General features: G+C 65.6%; 24 protein-coding genes. 8 read left to right on the top strand and 16 right to left on the bottom strand.

Going from position 1 to position 23,893, the window contains the following annotated elements; translation table 11 throughout:
* Positions 1 to 76 precede the first annotated feature (76 nt).
* The 5 genes from FLL57_RS03365 to pufB all read right to left on the bottom strand — a co-directional run bounded on the left by FLL57_RS03365 (position 77) and on the right by pufB (position 3,021).
* Positions 77 to 370 (bottom strand): hypothetical protein, encoded by a 294-nt coding sequence (locus tag FLL57_RS03365; RefSeq protein ID WP_013503690.1) that lies wholly within the window; start codon positions 368 to 370, stop codon positions 77 to 79.
* Positions 371 to 385: 15 nt separating this feature from the next.
* The gene (locus FLL57_RS03360; protein WP_142882140.1) at positions 386 to 1,030 is read right to left on the bottom strand and encodes a hypothetical protein; all 645 of its coding nucleotides are present in this window, start codon (positions 1,028 to 1,030) and stop codon (positions 386 to 388) included.
* Between the two features lie 18 nt (positions 1,031 to 1,048).
* On the bottom strand, positions 1,049 to 2,488 hold the full coding sequence (locus tag FLL57_RS03355) for a PucC family protein (protein ID WP_013503692.1): 1,440 nt from the start codon (positions 2,486 to 2,488) through the stop codon (positions 1,049 to 1,051).
* A gap of 185 nt (positions 2,489 to 2,673) precedes the next feature.
* Entirely contained in the window at positions 2,674 to 2,853 is a 180-nt protein-coding gene (locus tag FLL57_RS03350; RefSeq protein WP_142882139.1) for a light-harvesting protein, read from the bottom strand.
* A gap of 12 nt (positions 2,854 to 2,865) precedes the next feature.
* Complete coding sequence (gene pufB / locus FLL57_RS03345; RefSeq protein ID WP_013503694.1) at positions 2,866 to 3,021, bottom strand: light-harvesting antenna LH1, beta subunit; 156 nt, start codon at positions 3,019 to 3,021, stop codon at positions 2,866 to 2,868.
* Between the two features lie 319 nt (positions 3,022 to 3,340).
* Between pufB and FLL57_RS03340 the strand changes: the two genes are divergently transcribed.
* The 3 genes from FLL57_RS03340 to FLL57_RS03330 all read left to right on the top strand — a co-directional run bounded on the left by FLL57_RS03340 (position 3,341) and on the right by FLL57_RS03330 (position 7,720).
* Complete coding sequence (locus tag FLL57_RS03340; protein ID WP_142882138.1) at positions 3,341 to 5,656, top strand: GAF domain-containing protein; 2,316 nt, start codon at positions 3,341 to 3,343, stop codon at positions 5,654 to 5,656.
* A gap of 18 nt (positions 5,657 to 5,674) precedes the next feature.
* Positions 5,675 to 6,346 (top strand): response regulator transcription factor, encoded by a 672-nt coding sequence (locus FLL57_RS03335; protein WP_013503696.1) that lies wholly within the window; start codon positions 5,675 to 5,677, stop codon positions 6,344 to 6,346.
* A 132-nt stretch (positions 6,347 to 6,478) separates the two neighbouring features.
* Positions 6,479 to 7,720 (top strand): CaiB/BaiF CoA transferase family protein, encoded by a 1,242-nt coding sequence (locus FLL57_RS03330; RefSeq protein ID WP_142882137.1) that lies wholly within the window; start codon positions 6,479 to 6,481, stop codon positions 7,718 to 7,720.
* Between the two features lie 3 nt (positions 7,721 to 7,723).
* Here the strand turns inward: FLL57_RS03330 and FLL57_RS03325 are convergent, their stop codons facing one another.
* The 11 genes from FLL57_RS03325 to FLL57_RS03275 form a co-directional block, all read right to left on the bottom strand.
* On the bottom strand, positions 7,724 to 7,969 hold the full coding sequence (locus FLL57_RS03325; RefSeq protein ID WP_013503698.1) for a DUF2249 domain-containing protein: 246 nt from the start codon (positions 7,967 to 7,969) through the stop codon (positions 7,724 to 7,726).
* Positions 7,970 to 8,010: 41 nt separating this feature from the next.
* A complete protein-coding gene (locus FLL57_RS03320) occupies positions 8,011 to 9,237 on the bottom strand; it encodes an NnrS family protein (RefSeq protein ID WP_142882136.1) in 1,227 nt (408 codons plus the stop codon).
* A gap of 158 nt (positions 9,238 to 9,395) precedes the next feature.
* Positions 9,396 to 10,088, bottom strand: a complete 693-nt coding sequence (locus FLL57_RS03315; protein ID WP_142882135.1) for an NnrU family protein — start codon at positions 10,086 to 10,088, stop codon at positions 9,396 to 9,398.
* Between the two features lie 177 nt (positions 10,089 to 10,265).
* The gene (pgm, locus tag FLL57_RS03310) at positions 10,266 to 11,918 is read right to left on the bottom strand and encodes a phosphoglucomutase (alpha-D-glucose-1,6-bisphosphate-dependent) (RefSeq protein WP_142882134.1); all 1,653 of its coding nucleotides are present in this window, start codon (positions 11,916 to 11,918) and stop codon (positions 10,266 to 10,268) included.
* A 346-nt stretch (positions 11,919 to 12,264) separates the two neighbouring features.
* The gene (locus FLL57_RS03305) at positions 12,265 to 13,110 is read right to left on the bottom strand and encodes an alpha/beta fold hydrolase (RefSeq protein ID WP_013503702.1); all 846 of its coding nucleotides are present in this window, start codon (positions 13,108 to 13,110) and stop codon (positions 12,265 to 12,267) included.
* Positions 13,111 to 13,305: 195 nt separating this feature from the next.
* Positions 13,306 to 13,677, bottom strand: a complete 372-nt coding sequence (locus tag FLL57_RS03300; protein ID WP_185966180.1) for a response regulator — start codon at positions 13,675 to 13,677, stop codon at positions 13,306 to 13,308.
* Between the two features lie 275 nt (positions 13,678 to 13,952).
* The gene (locus tag FLL57_RS03295) at positions 13,953 to 14,789 is read right to left on the bottom strand and encodes a phosphodiesterase (protein WP_013503704.1); all 837 of its coding nucleotides are present in this window, start codon (positions 14,787 to 14,789) and stop codon (positions 13,953 to 13,955) included.
* A 24-nt stretch (positions 14,790 to 14,813) separates the two neighbouring features.
* Positions 14,814 to 15,875, bottom strand: a complete 1,062-nt coding sequence (locus FLL57_RS03290; RefSeq protein ID WP_142882133.1) for an ABC transporter ATP-binding protein — start codon at positions 15,873 to 15,875, stop codon at positions 14,814 to 14,816.
* On the bottom strand, positions 15,872 to 16,657 hold the full coding sequence (locus FLL57_RS03285; RefSeq protein ID WP_013503706.1) for an ABC transporter permease: 786 nt from the start codon (positions 16,655 to 16,657) through the stop codon (positions 15,872 to 15,874). Before FLL57_RS03285 ends, FLL57_RS03290 begins: the two co-directional genes overlap by 4 nt.
* A gap of 4 nt (positions 16,658 to 16,661) precedes the next feature.
* A complete protein-coding gene (locus FLL57_RS03280) occupies positions 16,662 to 17,477 on the bottom strand; it encodes an ABC transporter permease (RefSeq protein WP_013503707.1) in 816 nt (271 codons plus the stop codon).
* A gap of 46 nt (positions 17,478 to 17,523) precedes the next feature.
* Entirely contained in the window at positions 17,524 to 18,531 is a 1,008-nt protein-coding gene (locus FLL57_RS03275) for an ABC transporter substrate-binding protein (RefSeq protein WP_013503708.1), read from the bottom strand.
* A gap of 345 nt (positions 18,532 to 18,876) precedes the next feature.
* Between FLL57_RS03275 and FLL57_RS03270 the strand changes: the two genes are divergently transcribed.
* The 5 genes from FLL57_RS03270 to FLL57_RS03250 all read left to right on the top strand — a co-directional run bounded on the left by FLL57_RS03270 (position 18,877) and on the right by FLL57_RS03250 (position 23,893).
* Entirely contained in the window at positions 18,877 to 19,116 is a 240-nt protein-coding gene (locus tag FLL57_RS03270) for a hypothetical protein (RefSeq protein WP_013503709.1), read from the top strand.
* A gap of 262 nt (positions 19,117 to 19,378) precedes the next feature.
* Positions 19,379 to 19,843 (top strand): hypothetical protein, encoded by a 465-nt coding sequence (locus tag FLL57_RS03265; RefSeq protein WP_142882132.1) that lies wholly within the window; start codon positions 19,379 to 19,381, stop codon positions 19,841 to 19,843.
* Positions 19,844 to 20,172: 329 nt separating this feature from the next.
* Positions 20,173 to 21,792, top strand: coding sequence for an ABC transporter substrate-binding protein (locus FLL57_RS03260; protein ID WP_142882131.1), 1,620 nt, complete (start codon positions 20,173 to 20,175; stop codon positions 21,790 to 21,792).
* 165 nt (positions 21,793 to 21,957) lie between these two features.
* Positions 21,958 to 22,971, top strand: a complete 1,014-nt coding sequence (locus FLL57_RS03255) for an ABC transporter permease (protein ID WP_142882130.1) — start codon at positions 21,958 to 21,960, stop codon at positions 22,969 to 22,971.
* Between the two features lie 10 nt (positions 22,972 to 22,981).
* Entirely contained in the window at positions 22,982 to 23,893 is a 912-nt protein-coding gene (locus tag FLL57_RS03250) for an ABC transporter permease (protein ID WP_013503714.1), read from the top strand.

Below are 23,893 nucleotides of genomic sequence, written 5' to 3'. Positions count from 1 at the left end.
ATTTCTTGCGACTCAAACGCACGGCGCCGCGGGCATTGCTGCCCGCGGCGTCATGGAACCTGTGTGGCCGACTGGCTCAGATGTTGAGCAGCAGCGGATAGCCGGAGTACGACTTGTACTCGCCTTCCTGCTTCAGGATCAGCGGCATACCGGAGAAGCCCCGATACTCGCCCTCGTCTTTCAGGATCAGCGGCGTACCGGAGAAGCTCTGATACTCGCCCTTCTGCTCGAGGATCAGCGGCGTACCGGAGTAGCTCTTGTACTCGCCTTCCTGCTTCAGGATCAGCGGCTCACCCGAATAGCTCTTGTACTCGCCTTCCTGCTTGAGGATCAGCGGATGTCCAGAGTGTCCTTTGTATTCTTCGCTCATGGTCGATTCCTTTACTTAGAGTAGCACTGGCAGGCCCAGCCAGGAGGAGAAGGGTGTGGAGTTGTTGATCAACAGCGGCTCGCCCGAGTACGACTTGTACGGACCGCTGGTGTCCACCAACAGAGGAGTCCCTGAGAAGGACTTGTATGGGCCGCTGCTGTCGAGCAACAACGGTGTTCCGGAGAACGACTGATACGGGCCATCGCTGCTGATAACCAGCGGCGTACCAGAGAAGGTCTTGTCGCTGTCGACCAGCAGCAAGTCACCGGAATAGGATTTGTACGGGCCGGACGTGTCGAGCAGCACCGGCGCGTGGATCATGTTCGAGAACGGCGCGGCATCGCTCTGTTCGGCAGCGCGCGACGACGACTGCAGGCTGATCGGGTTCGGCCCATAGCTGTCGAGAATTCTGGTCAGTTTCGTACCGAAGCCGAAGTCGGCTTCCGCGGCAACGACGACCCCACCCTTCCTGACGAAATCGGCGTAGGTCACCGCCGATGCGCGCGACACGCCGGCCTTGACCAGGGCGGCGACGATCTCGTCGGCGGAGGAGCGGCCGGACGTGACCACCGCATAGGTGAAATGGCTGCTCTTCAGATCGCTCTCCAGCGCCGAAAGCCGGCTGCTGGAATCATACAAGCGGGTGATGATTTGCGTCATGGCTACTCCGTCTCAATCTCAGGACCCGCTCAACTGGCCCTGCATCAGAATCGTCTCCCGCCGCCGCCGTGTCAGAGGGAACATCGTCACCAGCGTGGCAATGAGCAACACTAGTTCGAGGTAATAGACAAAGTGATAACCCGCCGTGGCCCCGTCCCAACCGTGCGGCGCATAAGCGGTTACCACGTCGCGCAAAATACCACCCAACGCGATCGCGACACCGGCGGCCGATGCCTGCACGGCCCCCCAGGCGCCGAGCGCGAGGCCGACCTGATCCTTCGGCGCCGCATTCATCGTCGCCGTCAGCGTGCCGTGGCCGAACAGGCCGGCACCGAAGCCGATCATCAGCGTGCCGAAGCCGAACACCACCGCCGAGGCCGTCGTCGAGGACAGGTCAGCGGAGAAGATCACTGCGAGGAAAGCGGGAATTCCGACCAGCGTGCCGAAGCTAGCCATCCGGAACGGATCTGCGCCGCGGCTCAGCACGCGCGAGGCGTAGCCGAAGCCGAGCAGGCCGCCGACCGCCAATGCTGCCGTCAGCTTGGTGGTGTCGCCGACGCTGAGCTTCAGAATCTCGCCACCGTAAGGTTCGAGCAGCACGTCTTCCATGCTGAACGCCATGGTGCCGAGCCCGACCGCGATCAGCCGGCGGACCGCATTCGGACCATGGATGAATGCGTCCCACGACTGGCGAAAGCCGCCGGTCGGCGCATCGGGGTGCGCCGTGGCCTGATGAGGATTGTCGCGACGACGCGCCTCCATCTTCCAGGAGGCGATACCGTTGAGGATGATGGTGACGACCGCGGAGCCCTGGATGACCTGAATCAGGCGCCCGGGGGAGAAGTCGGCGAGCAGGATGCCGAAAATGATCGCGCTGGCGATCATGCCGAACATCAGCATGGTGTACATCAGGCCGACGACCTTCGGCCGCGACTCCGGCGGCGCCAGATCGGTCGCGAGCGCGAGACCGACGGTCTGCGTGGTGTGCACGCCGGCGCCGATCAGCAGAAACGCCGCGGCGGCAGCAACCTGTCCGACCCAGACCGGTGCCTGACCGGAATCACCGCCACCGGACAGCACCAGGAGTGCGAACGGCAGGATCGCCAGACCGCCGAATTGCACCATGGTGCCTTTGTACAGGAACGGCACGCGGCGCCAGCCCAGCGCGGATTTATGAATGTCGGACTTGAAGCCGATCAGCGCACGGAACGGCGCGAAAAGCAGGGGCAGCGAAACCATGATACCGACGATCGACGCCGGCACATTGAGTTCGACGATCATCACCCGGTTCAGGGTACCGACCAGCAGCACCAGCGACATACCGACCGCGACCTGAAACAACGACAGGCGCAGCAACCGGGACAACGGCAGATCCGGCGTGGCCGCATCCGCGAAGGGCAAAAAGCGGGGCCCGAGCGAGGCCCAGACTTTCATCATCTTTTGGCTGACTGTGTTCATCGTGCAGCAATTCCAGCTTGCGTGAGCCCGGCGGTCACGACCGCCAGTGTCCGAACGAACAGCACCACTTTGCGACCGAACATGAACTGCGGCAGATCAAATGTCCGCCCGCACGCCGGTCACAAAGCAAGCGACCGGGACCCATGGATCCCGGTCCAGCCACGACAGCTTCGAACGAAGCTGAATCAGCCGATGGAGACCGAGCTCTCGATCGCCGCGGTCTTGCCGTTCCAGTACTTCGGGAACCAGGTGGTGTTGCTCAGGAGAGCGAGGTGCACCAGGATCGCGATCACGGTGACGCTGCCGAGCAGCAGCGGCAGACCAACGGTCGGCTTCACAACAGTCCAAATACGACCTTGATTCATCTTAGTGACTCCTTAGTGCAGCCAGGGCGTATAGACGTACGCCAGGAAGTGAGCGACGATGGCGATCGCGCCGAAGATGCGCGTGCCGTCGATCACATGCTTGTGGAGCTCTTCCGATTCCGCGATCGTCAGACCGGTCGGCCAGACCTTGTTGGGATCGTCTGCCATAGTAAATCCTCCTGAGAGACTTACGATCAGTGTCGTGCTGAACCTGCACGTAGGTCTTTCGCTGCTACGCCGAACATTCGTTCGCTTGGTCTCAGCATTTCCTGTTCGCCCCGACACCCAGCCGCCGAGCGGACAGATGCGGATGCTTCCAGTACGCGGCGGGTCAGAGATCACGCTCTGATCACATCCGAGTGATTGTAAGAGTATCCTGACACACATCTTTGTCAATTTAACATGACACTGATCACTGTCCGTGTCATACCGGACATCCTCAAACCGGTCCGACGAGTCCCGGACACGGAAAATTGAGTAGATTGTGATGCAGTCCGGCCTTGACAATTCTGCCGAGCTTGATCTCGCGGACTGTGCGGCTACCCGTCTCGGTGCCGGCAGGCGTGCCCTGGGCGTATCGGCGGCTTCGATCCACCCGCACGCCGCCTTGCTGGCACTCGCCCAGGACGATCTCGTCATCGTCCATGCCGGCGGCGCCACCGAGTCGCTGGTCGGCGCCGCGGCGGAACTGTTGCCCGGCACCGCGGCCGCCACTGTGTTCTCGTCCGATCAGATCGCCCGGCTGCGCGCATTGGCGCTGTCCGAACGGCTGATCGAACGACCGCTGCACGCCTTCACCCTCAACGCCCCGGACGCCACGCCGACCGACGCAATCGTGCATCAAGCGTCCGGGCTTCTGGTGGTCGAACTCGATCCGCGCCGCGAGCCGGCACCGGACAATTCGCTGGCGCTGGTGCAGTCGATGATCCGGAAGCTGCAGCGAACCTCCACGGTCGGGCAATTCTGCGACGCGATGGTGGCCGAGCTGCACAGGGTGACCGGCTTCGATCGGGTGATGGTGTACCGCTTCGCGGCAGACGGCAGCGGAGACGTGATCGCCGAGGCGCGGGCGCCTGACGTCGGCTCCCTGCTCGGGCTGCGCGATCCGCAGCCAGACATTCCGAAGCAGTCGGAGCCGTTCAGCCGAATTCGCGTCCAGCCCGATGCCCAGGCAATCGCAGCGCCGGTGCTGCCGGGGATCAATCCGGGGAGCGGCGCCGCGCTCGATCTGTCGCACAGTGCGATCCGAAGCGCCTCGCCCGAACACCGGCTGTATCTGGCCCAGCTCGGGGTCGCAGCCTCGCTGTCGCTGTCGCTGGTGGTGGACGGCGAGCCGTGGGGGCTGATGGTCTGCCATCACCGGACCCCGCGATTCCTGCCTTACCGGATGCGCGAGGCCTGCACGCTGTTCGCCGAGATGGCCTCGTCGCAGCTCGAGACTCGGCTCTCGGCGGAGCGGCTCGCCGCGCGGCTGCGCAGCGGCCGCGTCCACGAGGAGCTGGTGACGCGGATGAGCCAGGAGTCCGACCTCGCCGAGGGACTGATCCGGTTCTATCCCAATTTGCTCGATTTCATCCCGGCCGCCGGCGTCGGGCTGTGGATCGACGGCCAGTTCACCGGGGTCGGCGTCACACCGGACGCCGGCCAGGTCGCCGCGCTGATGGGATGGCTGCACGGCGTGCCCCACGATGGCGTCTACCATACCGACGCGCTCCCGCTCGCCTATCCGCCGGCCAAGGCCATCGCCGCGCAAGCCTGTGGGCTGATCGCGCTGTCGCTGTCGGACACGCCGCGCGATTACGTGCTGTGGTTTCGTCCCGAGGTGGTCCGCCGCATCACCTGGGCCGGGATTCCGAACAAGCCGGTGAGCGTCGACAGCAACGGCGGCCGCACGGCCTCCAAGGGCGGCGCCGCGAGGCCGGACTCGGTGCGGCTGCACAGCGATCCTTGGAGCGAGGCCGAGGTCGAGGCGGCGCGCCGGCTGCGCGAATCCCTGCTCGACGTCGTGCTGCGCCGGATCGACGGCATCGCCCGCGAGCGCAAGTCGGCTCAGCTTCTGCACGAGCAGTTGATGCGTCAGGTCGAGATCGGCCTGATGCGCTCGAAGGACGTCGCGCAGACGTTGCGGGAAGAAAAGGAGCGGCGCGTCCTGGTCGAGGCCGACCTGTCCCAGGTGCTGCGCCGAACCGTCGAGGATCAGGAGGCCGAGCGGCTGCGGATCGCACGCGAGCTGCACGACACGCTTGGGCAATCGCTGACCTTGCTGCAACTCGGCTTCGACAAGCTCGGCCAGGCCGCGGGCGACCTGCCGGAACTGCAGCAGCGCATCGCCGAGATGAGGAGCCTGACCGCCGATCTCGGCCGCCAGACCAGCCGGCTCGCCTGGGAGATCCGCCCGAGCGCGCTCGACGACCTCGGCCTTCAGACCGCGATCCAGAACCTTCTCGAATCCTGGAGCGAAAAGTCCGATGTCGCCTTCGACCTGCACATCACGCTCGGCGCGCGCCGGCTGCCGTCGCTGGTCGAAACCACGCTGTATCGCGTGCTGCAGGAGGCGCTCACCAACGTCGTCCGTCACGCCGCGGCGCGCCATGTCGGCGTGGTGCTGCGGCTCAGCGGCGACCAGGTGACGATGATCGTCGAAGACGACGGCCGGGGCTTCGCCACCGCCGGTCTCAGGCAGCCGGCGGACCGGCTCGGTCTGCTCGGTATCCGTGAGCGGCTGTCGCTGGTCGGCGGCTCGCTCGAGCTCGAAACCGCGCCGGGCAAGGGCACTACGCTCTACGCCCGTGTTCCGCTGTGACCGATGGAAGTAACCGTGATGGACCAGCAAGCCCCTTCCCGATTGCGCGTGTTTCTCGCCGACGATCACCCGGTGGTGCTCAGCGGCATGAAGGCGCTGGTCGCGGACGATTCCGGCCTCGAAGTGGTCGGCGAAGCGAGCGACGGCCCCAACGCGCTGCGGCGCGCAACGGAGCTCAGGCCCGATGTCGCCGTGTTCGATCTGTCGATGCCCGGCCTCAACGGCATCGAGGTGGCGCGCAAATTCCTGGCCGCCTGCCCGGATTGCCGGGTACTGGTCCTGACCGTGCACGAGGATGGCGCTTACTTGCGGCAGTTGCTCGATCTCGGCGTCGCCGGCTACGTGCTGAAGCGCTCCGCCACCGACGAACTGATCCGCGGCATCCATGCGGTCGGCAGCGGCGGCATCTATCTCGATCCGGCGATCGCCGGCCGGGCGATCGGCCGCACCACACCGCATCTGCACAATGGCGACGAGCACAATGCGGTGTCGGAACTGTCGACCCGCGAGATCGAAGTGCTGCGGCTGGCCGCGATCGGCCACAGCAACAAGACCATCGCCGCCAAGCTGCAGATCGGCGCCAAGAGCGTGGAGACCTACAAGGCGCGCGGCATGGCCAAGCTCGGCTTCCACAATCGCGTCGAGGTGGTGCGCTTCGCGCTGAGCATGGGCTGGCTGTCCGACCCGTAGTTTTCGCCCGATCTCGCCCCGTTGATCCGGTTCGATCGACCCGCTAGCCTGCCCCCGATCGAACAAGCAGCGTTCCCGCGGTCGCGATGCCTTTTGCATCGAACAAGAACGGGAAGCATCGGGGGAGACTGAATGACCGTCGAGACGCGGACGCAGAAGCCGCAGGCCACCGCCGCTCCAGCCACCAACGCTCCGGCCACCAGCACTCCGGCCACCAGCGCCAAGGCCCTCGCCGGGCTGCGGGTGCTCGACTTCTCCACCACCATCGCCGGCCCGCACTGCACCCGGATGCTGTCCGACATGGGCGCCGAGGTGATCAAGATCGAAGCCGCTGACGGCGACACCATGCGCAACCGGCCGCCGGTGCGCGGCGCCTGCAGCACCGCATTCGGCCAGCTCAACGTCGGCAAGAAGAGCATCGTGCTCGATCTCAAATCGCCGGCCGGCCTCGAGGCGGTGCAGCGGCTGGTCGCTTCAGCCGACGTGCTGGTCGAGAACTTCCGTCCCGGCGTGATGCAGCGGCTGCAGATGGACTACGCGTCGCTGCGCAGCTTCAATCCCGAACTGATCTACTGCTCGATCTCCGGCTACGGCCAGACCGGACCCTCGGCGGAACTCCCCGCCTACGCGCCGGCGATCCATGCCGCGTCCGGCTTCGATCTGGCGCACCTCGCCTATCAGCCCGGGCGCGACCGCCCGGATTATTGCGGCATCTATCTGGCCGACGTGGTCAGCGGGGTCTATGCCTATGGGGCGATCACCTCGGCGCTGTATCAGCGCACACGAAGCGGCGAAGGCCAGCACATCGACGTGTCGATGCTGGAATCGATGCTGACGCTGACGTTGAACGAAATGCAGTGGTCGCAGTTTCCGGTGACGCTGCCGGCGCGGCCGCAGTTCGGCCCGGTCGAGACGTCCGACGGCTATGTGATGATCGCGGTGGCGAGCGAGAAGTCGTTCCGCAATTTCATGCTGGCGGCCGAGCGCCCCGACCTGATCACAGATCCGCGTTTCGAGAAATACGCCGACCGGCGGTTGAACTGGGGCGAGCTGATGGACACCATCGAGACGAGCTGGTCCCGTACGCTGACGTCGCAGCGATGTCTCGCCGCGCTCGACAAGTTCGGCGTACCCTGCTCGGCCTATCGTACCGTGGCGGAAGCGATGGCCGATCCGCAGACCGCGCACCGCCAGGCACTCGCCGAGGTGCACGACGATGCCGGCAGCTTCAAGGTGCTCAACCTGCCGTTCCGGATGTCGGCGGCCGATCCGTCGCCGAACCCGGTGGTGGCTCGGCTCGGCGAGCACACCAGGTTGGTGCTGCAACAGGCCGGCTATTCCGACGACGAGATCGTGCGGTTCGGTGCACGCTGAACGTCAGGCCGCTCGGCGGAGGCGCACGCGCCAGACGTCGGGCCCCTGCTCCAGATAGCTCCACTCGCAATCCTCACCGTGGACCGAGGCAAAGAACTGCCGCAGCGGTCGCGGATCGTGATCGACCACGATCTGCATCGACTGCCCGGGCTCGAGACGATCGAACAATCGCGGGATGATCTCGTGGCGCTGATAGGGCGGAATCTCGCGGACGTCGAGCACGCGTTCGGTGGTGACGGCTTCGGTCATGGCCATGTCCTGGTTGGAGGTGAAGACGAAGTCCGGACGGATCAGTGCGGCTTGCCGCGGGCGAGCAGTGTCGGCCCGTAGCTCAGCGCGAACCCGAGAAAGGCGACCGCCCAGCCGAGCGCGGACAGATGCAGCAGAGGATCGCTCCAGGCCGGCAGCAGCACCGCGGCGATGCGCGCCGCGACCGCGAACACCGCCGCAAGGTAGATGCCCTGAGTCGGCAGCGAGGCGGTGAGCTGCTGGCCGGTGTGGCCGAGCGAGGCGCGGGTCATCACCGCCAGCGTCATCACACCGGCGCCGCCGACCATCCAGGCATGAATGCCTGCGCTGACCGGGATCAGCCCGAACGCCGCGGCCGACGTCAAAAGGAAGCCGAGCGGGATGAACAGATAGCCGACATGCAGCACCAGCAGCAGCTTCTCCCCGACGGTGCGGTCGCCGGCCCAGCGACCGAGCCGGACGAGATGCAGCACGCCGGCGATCAGCAGCGCCGAGCCGCTGATCGGGCTGAGCGGCAGCGCCACCCAAAGCACCAGCGCCAATCCGCCGAACGCGACGATCACCATGTCGAGCTTGTTGAACGGCTGCGGCAGCCGGCCGGGATTTGCACGCACCAGCCAGTTGCGGGTGAAGCTCGGGGTGATGCGGCCGCCGATCAGCGAGATCAGCATGATCACCACCGCGATGCCGATCCGGATGCTGTAGTCGGCACTGCCGCCGACACGCGCTTCGAGATGGAACGCGACGTTGCCGACGAGGAGAAGCGTCAGCAGCGCGACGACGTTGAGGTTGCGCCAATTGCGACCGGCGATGATTTCGCGCAGCGCGGCAAGCGCCACCAGCAGCAGAAACAACGCGTCGACCAGCAGCGCGGCGAGCCAGCCGGTATCGGCCGAGAACGTCACCGCCAACCGCCCGGCCAGCCAGGCCAGAACCAGCGTCCCCAGCGGCGCGCCCTGCAGCGGCAGCCGCCCGGTCCAGTTCGGGATCGCGGTGAGCAGGAAGCCGGTGATCACCGCCGGCAGATAGCCGTACAGCATCTCGTGGACGTGCCAGTCGCGCGGCGCGAACGCGGTCTGCAGCGTCAGGTCGCCGTGATACACCGGCAACCACAGCAGCACCGCGACTGCGGCGAAGATCGCGCCGAGCAGAAAGAACGGCCGGAACCCGGCCGAAAGAATCGTCCAGCGGCTCTGCAACGGATAGCGCGGCACCGGCTTGCGCTTGGCGGGGTCGGCTGCGGAAGATTCGATCGTCGTGCTGCTCATCGCGGTCCACCGGAACTGATACCGGCGGTGCATTTGCCGGCTCATCCTGTGTAGGAGAGCAACGTCCGGCGCTGGTTGTGCCAGCACAACTTCGCGAACGATTTGCAGGGAACCGCTTGCCCTGTCGTGGCGAGGAAGCGCAGCCGAGCAACTACTCGTCAGGGCAGCGGCGAGACACCGATCACCAGCGGATGCAGCAGCAGCAGCGACAGCCACGCCGCGACGCCGATGCCGAATCGTAGAAGGCTGACTCGCCAGCGCTGCGGCTTGAAGCGGCCGCTGATCAGGGCCGCGAACGGCCAGAACGAAGTCCGCGCCGCCAGTTCGGCCCAGCGCGCGGCGCCGAGCTGGCGGCGCTTGCGGCGGTCGATGATCAGCATCCCGGCCAGCGCGATCATCGCGAAAAATCCGAACAGCAGCACGTGGGCGAGGTCGCCGTTCGGCACCGCATGCGCACCGGCCCAAAGTCCGATCGCCCACAGCAGCGGATGCCGGACGATACCGACCACGCCCGGATGCTGCGGATCGAAGGATTTGCGCGGATCGCCGCCGAACGACAGCGGATTGGCGGCGCCGATGCCGAACGCCGCCAATTGACAGGCCAGCGGCAACGCCAGGTTCGGCGCCCACATCTGCCAGGTCTCGAACGGCCACAGCTCGACGAACGGCGCCCGTCCGGTGGCGACGATCAGCCAGGTCAGCACGACCAGCGACTCGATGCTGTAGACGATCAGGAAGCCGCGCTCGCCGAGCGCGCCGACCAGCCGCGCGCGCACCGCCGGCCGCGCCGGGATCGCGTGGCTGAGCAGAAACACGGCGAAGGCGGCGACGAATTCAGTCCAGCCGGACACGGTCGACCTCACACGTTGGCGGCGCAGTCCGTCATTGCGAGGAGCGAAGCGACGAAACAATCCAGCGTCGTGCGTGGAGACCTGGATTGCTTCGCTTCGCTCGCAATGACGGAGTGAAGCGAAGACAATTTATCCGCCAGACATCGCCCGGCTTGCCGGTTCCAACGTTGTCGCGCGTCAACCTGCGGCGAACATCGCGCTGAGGGCGGCCTGGGCTTCGTGCTGGATCTGACTGAGATGGTCGGCGCTGACGAAGCTCTCGGCGTAGATCTTGTAGACGTCCTCGGTGCCGGACGGACGCGCCGCGAACCAGCCGTTGGCGGTGGTCACCTTGACGCCGCCGATGCCCTGGCCGTTGCCCGGCGCCTTGGTCAGCGTCGCGGTGACCGGCTCGCCGGCGAGCTGCTTGATGCCCAGCTTCTCCGCCGTCAGGGTCTTGAACAGCGCCTTCTGGGCCGGCGACGCCGCCGCATCGATCCGTGCGTAGAACGGCGCGCCGAGCTCGGCGGTGAGCCGCTGATACAGTTCCCCCGGATCGGCCTTGCTGACGGCGGTGATCTCGGCGGCCAGCAGGCCGAGGATGATGCCGTCCTTGTCGGTGGTCCAGACGCTGCCGTCGCGGCGCAGGAACGAGGCGCCGGCGCTCTCTTCGCCGGCGAAGCCGAAGCTGCCGCCGATCAGTCCGTCGACGAACCATTTGAAGCCGACCGGGGTCTCGACCACCCTGCGGCCGATCTTAGCGGCGACGCGATCGATCATCGCGCTCGACACCGCGGTCTTGCCGATCGCGGCGTCGCCGCTCCACTGCGGCCGATGCGCGAACAGGTAGGCAATCGCGACCGACAGATAATGGTTCGGATTCATCAGCCCCGAGGAGCGGGTGACGATGCCGTGGCGGTCCGCGTCGGTGTCGTTGGCGAACGCGACGTCGAAGTCGTCGCGCATCCCAATCAGCCGCGCCATCGCATAAGGCGAGGAGCAATCCATCCGCACCTTGCCGTCCCAATCCACGGTCATGAAGCGGAAAGTCGGATCGACCGCGTCGCTGACCAGCTTGGCGTCGAGCTTGTAGCACTCGATGATCGGCTGCCAGTAATGCACCGCGGCGCCGCCGAGCGGATCGATGCCGAGCTTCACCCCGCTCGACCGGATCGCCTCCATGTCGACCACATTGGCGAGATCTTCGACATAGGGCGTGATGTAGTCGCGGCGGTGCACGCAAGCCGCGTTGCGGGCGCGATCGTAGGAGATCCGCTTGACGCCCTTCAGCCCGTTTTCGAGCATCGCATTGGCGGCCTTCTCCACCGCCGAGGTGATGTCGGTGTCGGCCGGGCCGCCGCTGGGCGGATTGTACTTGAAGCCGCCGTCCTCGGGCGGATTGTGCGACGGCGTCACCACCACGCCGTCGGCGAGCCCGTCGGTGCGGCCGCGATTGTGGGCGAGGATGGCGTGGGAGATAACCGGGGTCGGGGTGTAGCCGCCGCGCTCGTCGATCACCACGTCGATCTCGTTGGCGGCGAAGACTTCGAGCGCGCTGACCAGCGCCGGCTCGGCGAGGGCGTGGGTGTCGATGCCGATATACAACGGACCGGTGATGCCGGCGGCGCGGCGATGATCGCACACTGCCTGGCTGACGGCGACGATGTGGTCCTCGTTGAAGGCGTTGTTGAGCGACGAGCCGCGATGGCCGGAGGTGCCGAACGCCACCCGCTCGGTCGCGACCGCGGGGTCCGGCTTGCCGGCGAAATACGCCGTCACCAGCCGCGGGACGTTGACCAGACTGTTCGGATCGACGGTCTTGCCCGCCAGCGGACTCACCTTCGCAGCCATCTCGCACTCCATGCCTTCGAACCAGGTCCGATCCCTCGCCCGGCGCGGGTCGGCCGTCAAGACGGCATCAGGATGAGCTGCTCGAGCCGGCGGCGGCGCGGAACCGTTCGGCAGCAACACGGTTATCGCCCCAGTTGAACGACTGGAGGACGAGACATGACTTTCGGAAAAGGCGCGTTGATGTGGCTGATCGGCATCCCGCTGCCGATCATCATTCTGCTGGCGCTGTTCTGGCGCTAATTCGATTTACTGAATTCTTCAAAGGGTCTCGGCCGTGATCCACGGCACGAGGCCCTTTCGAGTTGGAGTCGCCGTTCGGCTGAAGCCCGCCCGAGCACCGGCCGGCCTACGGTCCCATCGCACGCGGATCGTTGTACATCCGCTTGATGTCCTTCTTGACGTCCAGAGACCGCAGTTTGCTGTTTCCGTCGTCCGCCAGAAACTGGTCGAGCGTCGCCTGAATCCGCGCCTTGACACTGTCCGGCCCGCGGTCGCTCAGCTCGGTGTGCTGCGCGCCGGTGTCGATGATCTCGATGCCGGCCTCCTTGGCGATGGTCGGATCAGGCAGCACCCCGGGATCGGTCTTGAACTGCGGATCCTTCGACCGGAACGACAATATCTTGGCGAAGCCGGCGGTGACGAACGGCACCCGCAGATTGTCCAGCGTCACCACCCGCCGGACCAGCTCGGGGTGCTGCTGGGCGAAGTACATCGATATGTCGCCACCATTGGAATGCCCGACCAGGGTCAGATGTTCGTAGTCCGCATACGGCTCGAGCTTCTTCAATTCGCGGAGCGCGAAGAAGATGTTCTGCTCGCCGCGCTCGTACACCGCCAGGCGCCCGACATACAGCGAGCCGGCCACGGTCATCAGCGGTTTGTCCTCCGGCAGATCGTGCTGGATGCTGGCCACCAGGTAGCCACGGGCGGCGAGCACATTGGCGAGGAACGAGTACTCGGTATTCTTGACGGTGTTGCCATGGCTGACGACCGCGACCGGCAGCGCGACCATGCCGGCTTCGGCCTTCATCTGGGCATCGCGGCGCACCGCGAGCTGGATCGCGACCGGCCGACCGCGCGTCTCGTCGAAAAAGGTCAGCATCTCATGTTTGATCGCCCAGTGGCTGAACGAGAAATACGCCGCAACGGCCACCGCGCTCAGCAGGACAAATATGATCAGTGGTCGCTTCATCGTTGCACCAACCCGGCCCGGCCTCCCTGGAGCTCGCCCCGTTCTCGTCACGCAAGCGGAGCGCCGTTCGCTCAAAAAAACGCTCTTAGTCTCTAGCTGGGGCGGAAGGATAACTCGAAAAGACCTGATCCTGAAACGACATGGATTAAATTTTGGAAAGTGCGCGATGGCACCGACGGGTGCGCGCGGGCCCCGTTACACCAGCATTTCTCTCAGCAGCGCGGTGATCTGCGCCGACGTGTACGGTTTTGGTACAAATCGCCCTCCGTCCGGCAGTTCCGTCGGGGTGACGTTCACGCGGCCCGAGGTGGCGACGATCTTGATCGGCGGCCATCGACCGCGGACGGCGCGGGCGAGCTTCAACCCGTCCATCGACCCTGGAATCTGGATGTCCGTAAACACCAGGCGAACGTCGTCCCGATCTTCCAGAATCGCGATCGCGACGTCGGCCGACCCCGCCTCCAAGACCTCGAAACCCTCGGCTTCGATCATATCGACGGCATTCATGCGCAGGAGCGGTTCGTCTTCGACCACCAGAACTACCGGTCTCCTGCTCACTTCGGTCATCCTCTCAAGCCATGTCGATCGATCATCAAGGGCTCAGCCTCGCGATCGTTCCGGACCTGGGGGAAATCCCTGGGTATAATCGTTCCTATTTTACCGGCGCCGTTAACGCGACCGGTTGCCACTGGAGCTCATACCGGTCGCCGCGGATGGTGAACCACGCGCCGTGGCCGAGCCCGGGTCCCGGCGATCCGCCGCATTGGCCTTGCGCGGCAGTCAAGACGCTCATGCCGGCGACACGCGTCGGCATGAACGATTGAAGGCAGAGACCATCGGTATCAAAGTAGCCGGCCGTCGGGCCCGAAGAACGGGTGCGGACCGTCGAACGAGCCGACCGGTACCAGATGGGTGACGACCTCCCCGAACGCGCCGCCTTCGAACCAGGCGTGCAGGTGAAAGGCCGGCGGCTCGACCCGGAACGATGGTTCGAGCAGTTCCCCGAGATCGAGCGCCACCGCGTGGTTGGGCGCAGGACAGATCGTCGCCACCGTGCCGGCAAACGCCGTCGCCGTGGCACGGTGCACGTGGCCCGAGGCGACCAGACGAACCCAGGGGTACCGTTCGACCAGCAGGGCGAACTCGGCAGAGTTGCGGAGATTCTGCCGGTCCATGTGCCAGATTCCGGTGCGGAATGGCGGATGATGCAGGAACAGCAGCGCCGGCCGCTGGTCCGAGGCCGATAACACGGCCTCCAGCCATTGCAGCGTGTCGGCATCGAGCTCGCCGTGGGGCTGGCCAGGCACACTGGAATCCAGCAGCACGACGTCGAGCCCGGCGACTGGATGAAGCTGATTGAGCGGCCCCTCCCCCGGAAACGCCGGCTGGGGGAACGCGGTGCGCATCAGTTCGCGGGAATCGTGATTGCCCGGAACGGCGACGAAGGGAATCTCCAGCGGCGCCAGCAGGCGCATCAGGTGGGCGTATTCCTGCTCGGTCGGCGTATCGACCAGATCGCCGGAGATCACCACCAGGTCGGGCCGCGGCGCGAGCGCGTTCAGCGCTGCGACGCAGCGAGTCAGCGCGGCCGCGGTGTCGACCTTGCCATAGGCGAGTTCGCCGGGCGCCTTGATATGCAGGTCGGAAATCTGGGCGATCAGAATCGGCTTCGGCGGCATGGTCGGATCTCTCGTTCTGGTTCGTCACAGATGTTCGGGCAGCAGCCGGATGGCTTCGGGATCAGCCACGAGGCCGATGCGATCGCCGCCCCGGATCGGCAGCGCGTTCGGCGCGTCGATCGCCAGTGGTCGTGCGGCCGCGCCGGACACAACGATCCGCTGGCGGTCGCCGACGAAACTGACGCTGTCGACGACGCCCTGCAGCGTCGCGGCCTCGGGCGCTGCGATCCGGATCGTCTCCGGGCGGATCATCGCGACCGCGCGGCTGTGGCTGACGCTGTCGGCGATGCGCCAGTGGCCGCCGGGAAGCCGCAGGGCCCCATCGGCAATCTCGGCCTCGATGATGTTGGCGGCCCCGACGAACTCGGCGACGAACCGGCTGGCAGGTCGAAAATAGATCTCGCGCGGGGTGCCGACCTGGGCGATCGCGCCCTTGCTCATCACCACGATGCGGTCGCCGAGCGCCATCGCCTCGGCCTGGTCATGCGTGACGTAGATCGTGGTGATGCCGAGCGAGCGCAGCAGCCGGTCGAGCTCGCCGCGCAGCTTGTCGCGCAAGGCCGCGTCGAGTGCGGTGAGCGGCTCGTCCAGCAGCAGCACCGCGGGACGAATCGCCACCGCGCGGGCCAGCGCGACGCGCTGGCGCTGACCGCCGGAGAGCTGATCGATCCGCCGATGCTCCAGCCCGGCGATGTTGGTGAGCGCCACCAGCTCGGCGATCCGGGCAGCGCGCTCGGCCCTGGCAACGCCGCGGATCTTGAGGCCGTAGCCGATGTTCTCGGCCACCGTCATGTTCGGAAACAGCGCGTAGGATTGGAACACCATGCCGACGTTGCGGCGCTCGATCGGCACCGAGGTTACATCGACGCCGTCGAACAGCACCCGTCCGCCGGCATCGGGGCTCTCCAGTCCGGCGATAATCCGCAGCATTGTGGTCTTGCCGCAGCCGGAAGGGCCGAGCAGCACCATCGTCTCGCCGCGCGCGATGCTCAGGCTCGCCGGCTCGAGCGCGCGCGGGCCGTCCGCAAAGGTCTTGCCGCAAGCGGCGACCTCGACCGCCACGCCGTGTCCGCCATTTGCCGTCATCGCTTCGGCTCCCGTTCCGCGAGCAACTGCATCGCCACCAGCAACGGGACGATCATGATGAAGAAGATCAGCGTGTAGGCCGAGGCGACTTCCAGCCGCATCGACGCGTAGCTGTCGGCCAGGCCGACCGGCAGCGTCTTGGTCAGCGGCGTGTGCAGCATCCAGGTGAGATTGAACTCGCCGAGCGACAGCGTCACCACCATCAGGGCGCCGGCCAGAATGCCGGGCATCGCATTCGGCACGATCACATTGACGAACCGCCGGCCCGGCGAAGCGCCGAGCGAGGCCGCGCCTTCATCCAGGGTGCGGATGTCGATGGTGGCGAACACCGCCATCACCGAGCGCACCATGAACGGCATGGTGAACACCACATGGCCGACCAGAATGAACAGCCAGGAGCGACGAAATTCGCCGAAGCCGCCATAAGTCAGCAGCAGCGCCAGTGCGATCGCGAGCCCCGGGATCGCCAGCGGCAACGTGATCACCTCCTCGATCAGCCGCGACCAGGTGCCGCCGCGGATGTGCAGCGCATAGGCGGCAGGCACGCCGACAGCGAGGGTGACGGCGAGCGTGGCGAGCGCGATCACGAACGACAGCACGATACTGTCGGCATACAGCGCCCACACCTGCACCACCCATTGCAGGGTGAGGCCGGAGGAGATGCCGCGGAAGTAATTCGCGGTGACGCCTGCGGCGATCGACAGCAGCGCCGGTACCACCAGGAACGCGGCGACCAGCAGAGTGAACAGCAATTGACCGACGAAAATCAGGCGATCACGCATCACATCAGCCCGTCGCCGCCACGGTGCCGCCGGTCAACGACCGCGCCAGTGCCAGCATCGCCCAGGAAATCAGGCCGAGACCGACCGACAGCGACGCCGCGGTGGCAAAGTTCGCCGCCAGCGTGAACTCGGTGTAGATCAGCATCGGCAGCACGTCGATATTGGTGGCGAGCGTGAAGGCGGTGCCGAACGCCCCCATCGCGGTCGCGAATGCGATCGCGCCGGAAGCCACGAACGCCGGCACCAGCGCCGGCAGCACCACGTCACGCTGCACAGCCCAGGGACTGGCGCCGAGCGAACGCGCGGCCTCTTCCAGCCCAGGATCGAGCTTCTGCACCGCCGCCATGATGGTGAGGATCACCCGCGGGATCGAGAAATACAGATAGCCCAGGAACAGCCCCCAGATCGAATAGGCGAACACCACCTTGCTTCCAGAAACGAGCCGCGTCAGATCGCCGATCACGCCCTGGCGTCCGGCGAGCAGGATGATCAGAAAGCCGATCACCACGCCGGGAAACGCGAGTGGGAAGGTCAGCATCGCGATCAGCACGGCGCGGCCGGCAAAGCGATGGCGCTGCAGGAACAGCCCGGCGACGGTGGCGATCACCAGCGTCGCCAGCGTGGTCGCGGCGGCGAGCAGCACGGTGTTGATCAGAGTCGCGCGGTAGCGCGGCTCCAGCAGGATTGCCAGGTAGCCTGCCGCCCCGTGCGGCCCTTCGGCCCCGACCGCCACCAGCCGCGTCATCGGCAACAGGAAGAACGCCGCGGTCAGAACGACCAGCGGCGCCAGGCAGATCAATAGGAAACGTCGGTGCTTCATGATTTGGAGCTGTCCCGGCCGTCGCCGGCCGGGACGATGGACCGGCTCAGCGGACTTCTGCCAGGTAGCGATCGGTGAAGGCCTTCTGGGCGGCTTCCATCTTGGCCCAATCGACGTTCTTGGCGCGAGCGTAGTCGCTGTCCGGGAGGAACTTGGCCTTGACCTCAGCGGGCAACGCGATCGGCCGCGCCGGGCGCAAGTACGCGTTGGTCCAGATCGCCTGCCCCTTGTCGGACAGCAGATAGTCCATCACCTTCTTGGCCTTGTCGGCGTTCGGAGCGCCCTTCGTCAGGCCGACCACATAGGGGAACACGACCGAGCCTTCGCACGGGATTACGAAGGCAAAGTTGCCCTTCTCGGTGTACTTGGCCCGATAGGCGTTGAAGTCGTAGTCGAACAGGATCGGGATCTCGCCCGACACCACGCGGGCGTAGGAGGTCTGCTTCGGCACGATCGCGTCGTTGGCGTGCAGCTTCTTGAAGAACGAAACCGCGGGCGAGAAATCCTGATCGCTGCCGCCGAGGGCGAGATTGACCGCCACCGCGCCGACATAGCCGACCGCCGCCGACGGCGGATCGAGATAGCCGACCATGCCCTTGTAGTCCGGCTTCTCGAGATCCTTCCAGCACGCTGGAACCGGCTTGCCGCCGAGCGCATCGACGTTGACGAACAGGCCGAGCGTTCCGGAATGGATCGCGGTCCACTCGCCGTCGGGATCCTTCAGGCCGGTCGGAACCTCGTCCCACTTCGCCGGCTTGTACGGCTGGGTGACGCCCTGCGCCTTCGCCTTCATGCCGAAATTGACGCCGAAATAGCCGATGTCGGCGACCGGGTTGCTCTTCTCGGCGATGAGCTGCGACAGCGCCTGACCGGAGTTCTTGTTGTCGAACGGAATGTCGTAGCCGAGATCGGCCTTGACCTGCTTGAGCATCGTCGCCCAGTCGGCCCATTGCGGCGGGCAGTTGTAGCAGATCACATCCGCGGCCTTCGCCGGCTGCAGAGATGCGAATGCGGACAGCGCCAGCAGAGCGGCGACCAGACGGACCGGTTTCATCAGCTTCCTCGTTTCGATGTCAGCGGGCGCCCGCCAGCCATGCCGACGCGGCGCGCCCTCACCTATCGGCGGCCCATGACAAGCTTGCGACAAGACAGGTACTCTGTGGTGCAGCGACCGCAGCCGCACATCCACCTTGGAACTTTCACCCGCGCAGATGATTGGGAGGCGGATGGCTGTGCTCGGCTCCGCCGAAGCAGGACGCCGCCGCGCACGCCGCATTGCCGAACGTGAGTTGCGACGATCGGTCACCCGGATCGCATTGGCCAGCTCACCCGCAATCGACCCGACAAATGCCCGCCTGCACGATTGGCCAGCATGCGGGCTCAACGAAAGGAGCCGCCGATGCCGACGCCCGCCAAGAGCAACGCCTGCAGACCGTGGGACGACGAACAGGTCGAACGGCTGAAGGAGCTGATCGCCAGCGGGGCCTCGGCGGTGCGTGCGGCCGCTGCATTGAAGCGCGCGCGCTCATCGGTGCAGGTCAAGGCGCGCAAACTCGGGATGCCGTTCATGGCGAGTCGCGATGCCAAACGCATTCGCAACGCCAAGATCGCCGAGGCGGAAAGCCGGCTCGCCCGCTGAGTCGTCGTCTGCGGTACGATCTTCCATCTGTTACACTCGACCTGCGGAGTGCGGCGAGCTGTCGCGCCTCATGACCAGATGCGCAACGGCTCGGCTCCCACTCCACCACCCGCTACCTTTCGCCAAAGTGCTAATCGGATGAATAACTAAGGTGCCAGATTTTTGCGGCGCGGCTGTGGAAAACAGCACATAATGCGCCGGCTATCGCCGCCATCGAATCAAATCTGAAAGGCGCCCGCGAAGCGGGCGGAAGGGTCAAACAATGCAATATTGGATCATTGCATTCACGGCCGCGCTGGTCGTGGTCATCGGGTACGCCGCCGGTCCGGTCGGCGCGCTGGTATCGCTGCTCGCTTTCGCGGGCTCATTGTATTTGATGTGGGCACGCAAGCTCGGCTTCGCCGGCGCCTGGACGCGGTTCGCCCTCGATCGTTTCTCGGCTCCGTTCTGGAAGGGCGAGAACTGGGAACGCTTCAACGCCATGTTCCACGATGGTGAGAGCGTGGTGAAGGCCGGCACCGTCGCCACTGCGCTGATCGCGCTGTCGCTGATCCTGCCGCCGAGCCAAGTCGCGCTGATCGCCGTCGTGGTGGCCGCATGGTACGCGTTCGAAGTCTATCGCAGCCATCGACCGCTGCCGCGCGCGACCACCGCCATCGAAGCCAAGCCGGTCAGCGATCCGGTGATCTACGCGCCGGCGCGCAACGAGAGCGTGAAGATGAACTGACCGCGTCGGGCGGGCGGTTCAAGCCAGCGGGCGGCGGGGGCATCCTCGCCGCCTTTATTTTTGGCTCGACCGCATGGCGGGACGGCAGAGCCGGCTTGGCGGAGCACCAACGTCCACCCTGCCGCCGTCGCACAATCACTCTGTGATCTACTGCCTATTTTGAAGGCAATTTTTGCTCTTTGTATGCAATTTACTCTCAGCGACCGGTCCAGCGCCGCCTCCCGGATCGCATTTGGACGCGAAATCAGACACTTGCCGAGATAGGCGCGTCTGGCACGATGCTTGCGAAGCAGTTCCATAGCCCCCCTCCTCGTGCTCTGGAGCTCTAAATGAAGCGTCGCGATTTCCTGAAGTCTGCAACCGCCCTCGCCGCTGGTGCGATGGTGCCCGCACCGGCGATCTGGTCTGCCGCCAAGGCCGACGCCCGATCGGAGACCCTGCTGGTCGTCTCCGAAAGCGGTCCGAACAATCTCGACATCCACGGCGTCGGCACCAACGTGCCCGGCTACGAGGTGTCGTGGAATTGCTACGACCGGCTGATCACCCACGAGATGAAGGAAGGCCCCGGCGGCGTCCCCTACTACGACAAGGACAAGTTCAAGGGCGAACTCGCCGAGGACATGAACGTCGGCGACATGTCGGCGACCTTCAAGCTGAAGAAGAACGCCACCTTCCAGGACGGCACCCCGGTCACCGCCAAGGACGTCAAATGGTCGCTCGATCGCTCGGTCAGCGTCGGCGGTTTCCCGACCTTCCAGATGAGCGCAGGCTCGCTGACCAAGCCCGAGCAGTTCGTCGTCGTCGACGACCACACCGTGCGCGTCGACTTCCTGAAGAAGGACAAGCTGACGATCCCGGATCTCGCGGTGATCGTGCCGTGCGTCGTCAACTCCGAACTGGTGAAGAAGCACGCCACCGAGAAGGACCCGTGGGGTCTCGAATACACCAAGCAGAACACCGCCGGCTCGGGTGCGTACCGCGTGGTGAAGTGGACCGCCGGCACCGAAGTGATCATGGAGCGCAACGACAAGTGGGTCGGCGGCCCGCTGCCGAAAATCAAGCGCGTGATCTGGCGGATGGTGCCGCAGGCCGGCAACCGACGGGCTCTGCTGGAGCGCGGCGATGCCGACATCTCCTATGAGCTGCCGAACCAGGACTTCGCCGAAATGAAGCGCGACGGCAAGGTCAACGTGGTGTCGCTGCCGATCAGCAACGGCATCCAGTATCTCGGCATGAACGTCTCGCAACCGCCGTTCAACAATCCGAAGGTGCGCGAGGCGGTCGCTTACGCCGTGCCGTACCAGAAGATCATTGACGCGGTGATGTTCGGTCTCGCCAATCCGATGTTCGGCGCGGCGGCGGACAAGCAAACCGAGGTCAAGTGGCCGCAGCCGACCAAATTCAACACCGACATCGCCAAGGCCAAGGCGCTGATGGCCGAGGCCGGCTACGCGAACGGCTTCGACACCACGCTGTCGTTCGACCTCGGCTTCGCCGGCGTCAACGAGCCGATGTGCATCCTGATCCAGGAAAGCCTGGCGCAGATCGGCATCCGCTGCACCATCAACAAGATCCCGGGCGCCAACTGGCGCACCGAGCTGAACAAGAAGGTGCTGCCGCTCTACGTCAACATCTTCTCGGGCTGGCTCGATTACCCGGAGTACTTCTTCTACTGGTGCTACCGCTCCGGCAATTCGATCTTCAACACCATGAACTACAACTCGCCGGAGATGGACAAGCTGATCGAAGCCGCCCGCGTCGCCGCCGCGGCCAACGATCTCCCGACCTACGATTCCAGCGTCAAGGGCTTCGTCGATCTCGCTTTCACCGACATCCCGCGCCTGCCGCTGTACCAGCCCTATCTCAACGTCGCGATGCAGAAGAACGTCTCCGGCTTCGCCTACTGGTTCCACCGCCGGCTCGACTACCGAACGATGGTGAAGGGCTGAGGCTCTTCTCCCTCTCCCGCTTGCGGGAGAGGGCCGGGGTGAGGGCGACGCGGGCACAGCGCTCGCGCACCCCGCCCCCGCCCCTCCCCGCAAGGGGGAGGGGAGCAGGCCGCGGCGCTTGGCAACGCAATGCTCTCTAACGCCATGACTTAAGGGTATGATCCAATGCTAACCCTGATCGGCAAACGCCTGATGTTCGCGATCCCGAGTCTGATCGGGGTGGTGATCGTCACCTTTCTGCTGACGCGTGCGCTGCCCGGCGATCCGGCGGCGTATTTCGCCGGACCAGCGGCGAGCAAGGAGGCGATCGAGCAGATCCGCCACAAGCTGGGACTCGACAAGTCGCTGCCAGAGCAGTTCGTCCGCTACACCGCCGATCTGGCCCGCGGAAATCTCGGCGAATCGCTGACGACCGGACAGCCGGTCGTCACCGAGATCAAGAACCGCCTCCCCGCTTCCGCCGAGCTGACACTGTTCGGGCTGGCGCTGTCGGTGGTGATCGCGATTCCGCTCGGCATCATGGCGGCGACGCGGCCGGGCTCGTGGATTGATCATCTGTGCCGGGTGACGACCACCGCCGGCGTGTCGCTGCCGGTGTTCTTCACCGGCCTGCTGCTGGTCTACGTGTTCTACTTCAAGCTCGGCTGGTCGCCGGCGCCGCTCGGGCGGCTCGACGTGTTCTACAGCGCGCCCGAGACGGTCACCGGCTTCTATCTGATCGACAGCCTGATCGCGCGCGATTTCGAGACTTTCCGCTCGGCGCTCAGCCAGTTGCTGCTGCCGGCGACGACATTGGCGATCTTCTCGCTGGCGCCGATCGCGCGCATGACCCGCGCCTCGATGCTGGCGATCCTGGCGTCCGACTTCGTCCGCACCGCGCGCGCCAGCGGCCTGTCGCCACGCAAGGTGACGATGACCTACGCGTTCCGCAATGCGATGCTGCCGGTGGTCACCACGCTGTCGATGGTGTTCTCGTTCCTGCTCGGCGCCAACGTGCTGGTTGAGAAGGTGTTCGCCTGGCCGGGCATCGGATCCTACGCGGTCGAGGCGCTGATCGCCTCGGACTTCGCGCCGGTCCAGGGCTTCGTGCTCACCATGGCGGTGATGTATGTGCTGCTCAATCTGGCGATCGACATCCTCTACGGCGTGATCGACCCGCGCGTGCGGCTGGAAGGCTAGGAGCATGACCATGACCAGCATCTCCCATCCGCTCAACGAGCCGTCGGCGCCTGCGCCAACTGCGCGCCGCTCCGGCCTCGCCGAGACGATCTCGCACGCGCGCTACGTGCTCGGCGGCAACCGGGTCACCGCCTTCGCATTCGGCCTGCTGGTGGTGATCGTGCTCGCCGCGCTGTTCGGACCGTACCTCGTGCCGTATGACCCGCTCGCCAGCAATACCGCCCAAGCGCTGAAGCCGCCCTCGGCGACCAACTGGTTCGGCACCGATCAGCTCGGCCGCGACATCTTCAGCCGTGTCGTGGTCGCGACCCGACTCGACCTGTTCATCGCGGTCGCCTCGGTGGTGCTAGTGTTCCTGATGGGCGGGCTGGCCGGCGTCGCCGCCGGTTACTTCGGCGGCTGGACCGACCGCATCGTCGGCCGCATCGCCGACACCATCATGGCGTTTCCGCTGTTCGTGCTGGCGATGGGCATCGTCGCCGCGCTCGGCAACACCGTGCAGAACATCATCATCGCCACCGCGATCGTGAACTTCCCGCTGTATGCCCGGGTCGCCCGCGCCGAAGCCAATGTCCGCCGAGAGGCCGGCTTCGTGATGGCGGCGCGGCTCTCCGGCAACAGCGAGATGCGTATCCTGCTGGTGCACATCCTGCCGAACATCATGCCGATCATGATCGTGCAGATGTCGCTGACGATGGGCTACGCCATCCTCAACGCCGCCGGGCTGTCGTTCATCGGCCTCGGCGTCCGTCCGCCGACCGCCGAATGGGGCATCATGGTCGCGGAAGGCGCGAGCTTCATGGTCTCGGGCGAATGGTGGATCGCACTGTTCCCCGGCCTCGCGCTGATGACCGCCGTGTTCTGCTTCAACCTGCTCGGCGACGGCCTGCGCGACATCTTCGACCCGCAGCGGAGGACGTGA

Origin of the sequence: Rhodopseudomonas palustris (assembly GCF_007005445.1) — a bacterium.
GTDB lineage: Bacteria > Pseudomonadota > Alphaproteobacteria > Rhizobiales > Xanthobacteraceae > Rhodopseudomonas > Rhodopseudomonas palustris_G.
This window is presented reverse-complemented; position numbering and strand designations above follow the sequence as displayed.

Bases quoted from the DNA above. Each gene is read 5' to 3' on its own strand.
- FLL57_RS03365 (WP_013503690.1), bottom strand. From the start codon at position 370: ATGAGCGAAGAATACAAAGGACACTCTGGACATCCGCTGATCCTCAAG.
- FLL57_RS03360 (WP_142882140.1), bottom strand. From the start codon at position 1,030: ATGACGCAAATCATCACCCGCTTGTATGATTCCAGCAGCCGGCTTTCG.
- FLL57_RS03355 (WP_013503692.1), bottom strand. From the start codon at position 2,488: ATGAACACAGTCAGCCAAAAGATGATGAAAGTCTGGGCCTCGCTCGGG.
- FLL57_RS03350 (WP_142882139.1), bottom strand. From the start codon at position 2,853: ATGAATCAAGGTCGTATTTGGACTGTTGTGAAGCCGACCGTTGGTCTG.
- pufB (WP_013503694.1), bottom strand. From the start codon at position 3,021: ATGGCAGACGATCCCAACAAGGTCTGGCCGACCGGTCTGACGATCGCG.
- FLL57_RS03340 (WP_142882138.1), top strand. From the start codon at position 3,341: ATGCAGTCCGGCCTTGACAATTCTGCCGAGCTTGATCTCGCGGACTGT.
- FLL57_RS03335 (WP_013503696.1), top strand. From the start codon at position 5,675: ATGGACCAGCAAGCCCCTTCCCGATTGCGCGTGTTTCTCGCCGACGAT.
- FLL57_RS03330 (WP_142882137.1), top strand. From the start codon at position 6,479: ATGACCGTCGAGACGCGGACGCAGAAGCCGCAGGCCACCGCCGCTCCA.
- FLL57_RS03325 (WP_013503698.1), bottom strand. From the start codon at position 7,969: ATGACCGAAGCCGTCACCACCGAACGCGTGCTCGACGTCCGCGAGATT.
- FLL57_RS03320 (WP_142882136.1), bottom strand. From the start codon at position 9,237: ATGAGCAGCACGACGATCGAATCTTCCGCAGCCGACCCCGCCAAGCGC.
- pgm (WP_142882134.1), bottom strand. From the start codon at position 11,918: ATGGCTGCGAAGGTGAGTCCGCTGGCGGGCAAGACCGTCGATCCGAAC.
- FLL57_RS03305 (WP_013503702.1), bottom strand. From the start codon at position 13,110: ATGAAGCGACCACTGATCATATTTGTCCTGCTGAGCGCGGTGGCCGTT.
- FLL57_RS03300 (WP_185966180.1), bottom strand. From the start codon at position 13,677: ATGACCGAAGTGAGCAGGAGACCGGTAGTTCTGGTGGTCGAAGACGAA.
- FLL57_RS03295 (WP_013503704.1), bottom strand. From the start codon at position 14,789: ATGCCGCCGAAGCCGATTCTGATCGCCCAGATTTCCGACCTGCATATC.
- FLL57_RS03290 (WP_142882133.1), bottom strand. From the start codon at position 15,875: ATGACGGCAAATGGCGGACACGGCGTGGCGGTCGAGGTCGCCGCTTGC.
- FLL57_RS03285 (WP_013503706.1), bottom strand. From the start codon at position 16,657: ATGCGTGATCGCCTGATTTTCGTCGGTCAATTGCTGTTCACTCTGCTG.
- FLL57_RS03280 (WP_013503707.1), bottom strand. From the start codon at position 17,477: ATGAAGCACCGACGTTTCCTATTGATCTGCCTGGCGCCGCTGGTCGTT.
- FLL57_RS03275 (WP_013503708.1), bottom strand. From the start codon at position 18,531: ATGAAACCGGTCCGTCTGGTCGCCGCTCTGCTGGCGCTGTCCGCATTC.
- FLL57_RS03270 (WP_013503709.1), top strand. From the start codon at position 18,877: ATGCCGACGCCCGCCAAGAGCAACGCCTGCAGACCGTGGGACGACGAA.
- FLL57_RS03265 (WP_142882132.1), top strand. From the start codon at position 19,379: ATGCAATATTGGATCATTGCATTCACGGCCGCGCTGGTCGTGGTCATC.
- FLL57_RS03260 (WP_142882131.1), top strand. From the start codon at position 20,173: ATGAAGCGTCGCGATTTCCTGAAGTCTGCAACCGCCCTCGCCGCTGGT.
- FLL57_RS03255 (WP_142882130.1), top strand. From the start codon at position 21,958: ATGCTAACCCTGATCGGCAAACGCCTGATGTTCGCGATCCCGAGTCTG.
- FLL57_RS03250 (WP_013503714.1), top strand. From the start codon at position 22,982: ATGACCAGCATCTCCCATCCGCTCAACGAGCCGTCGGCGCCTGCGCCA.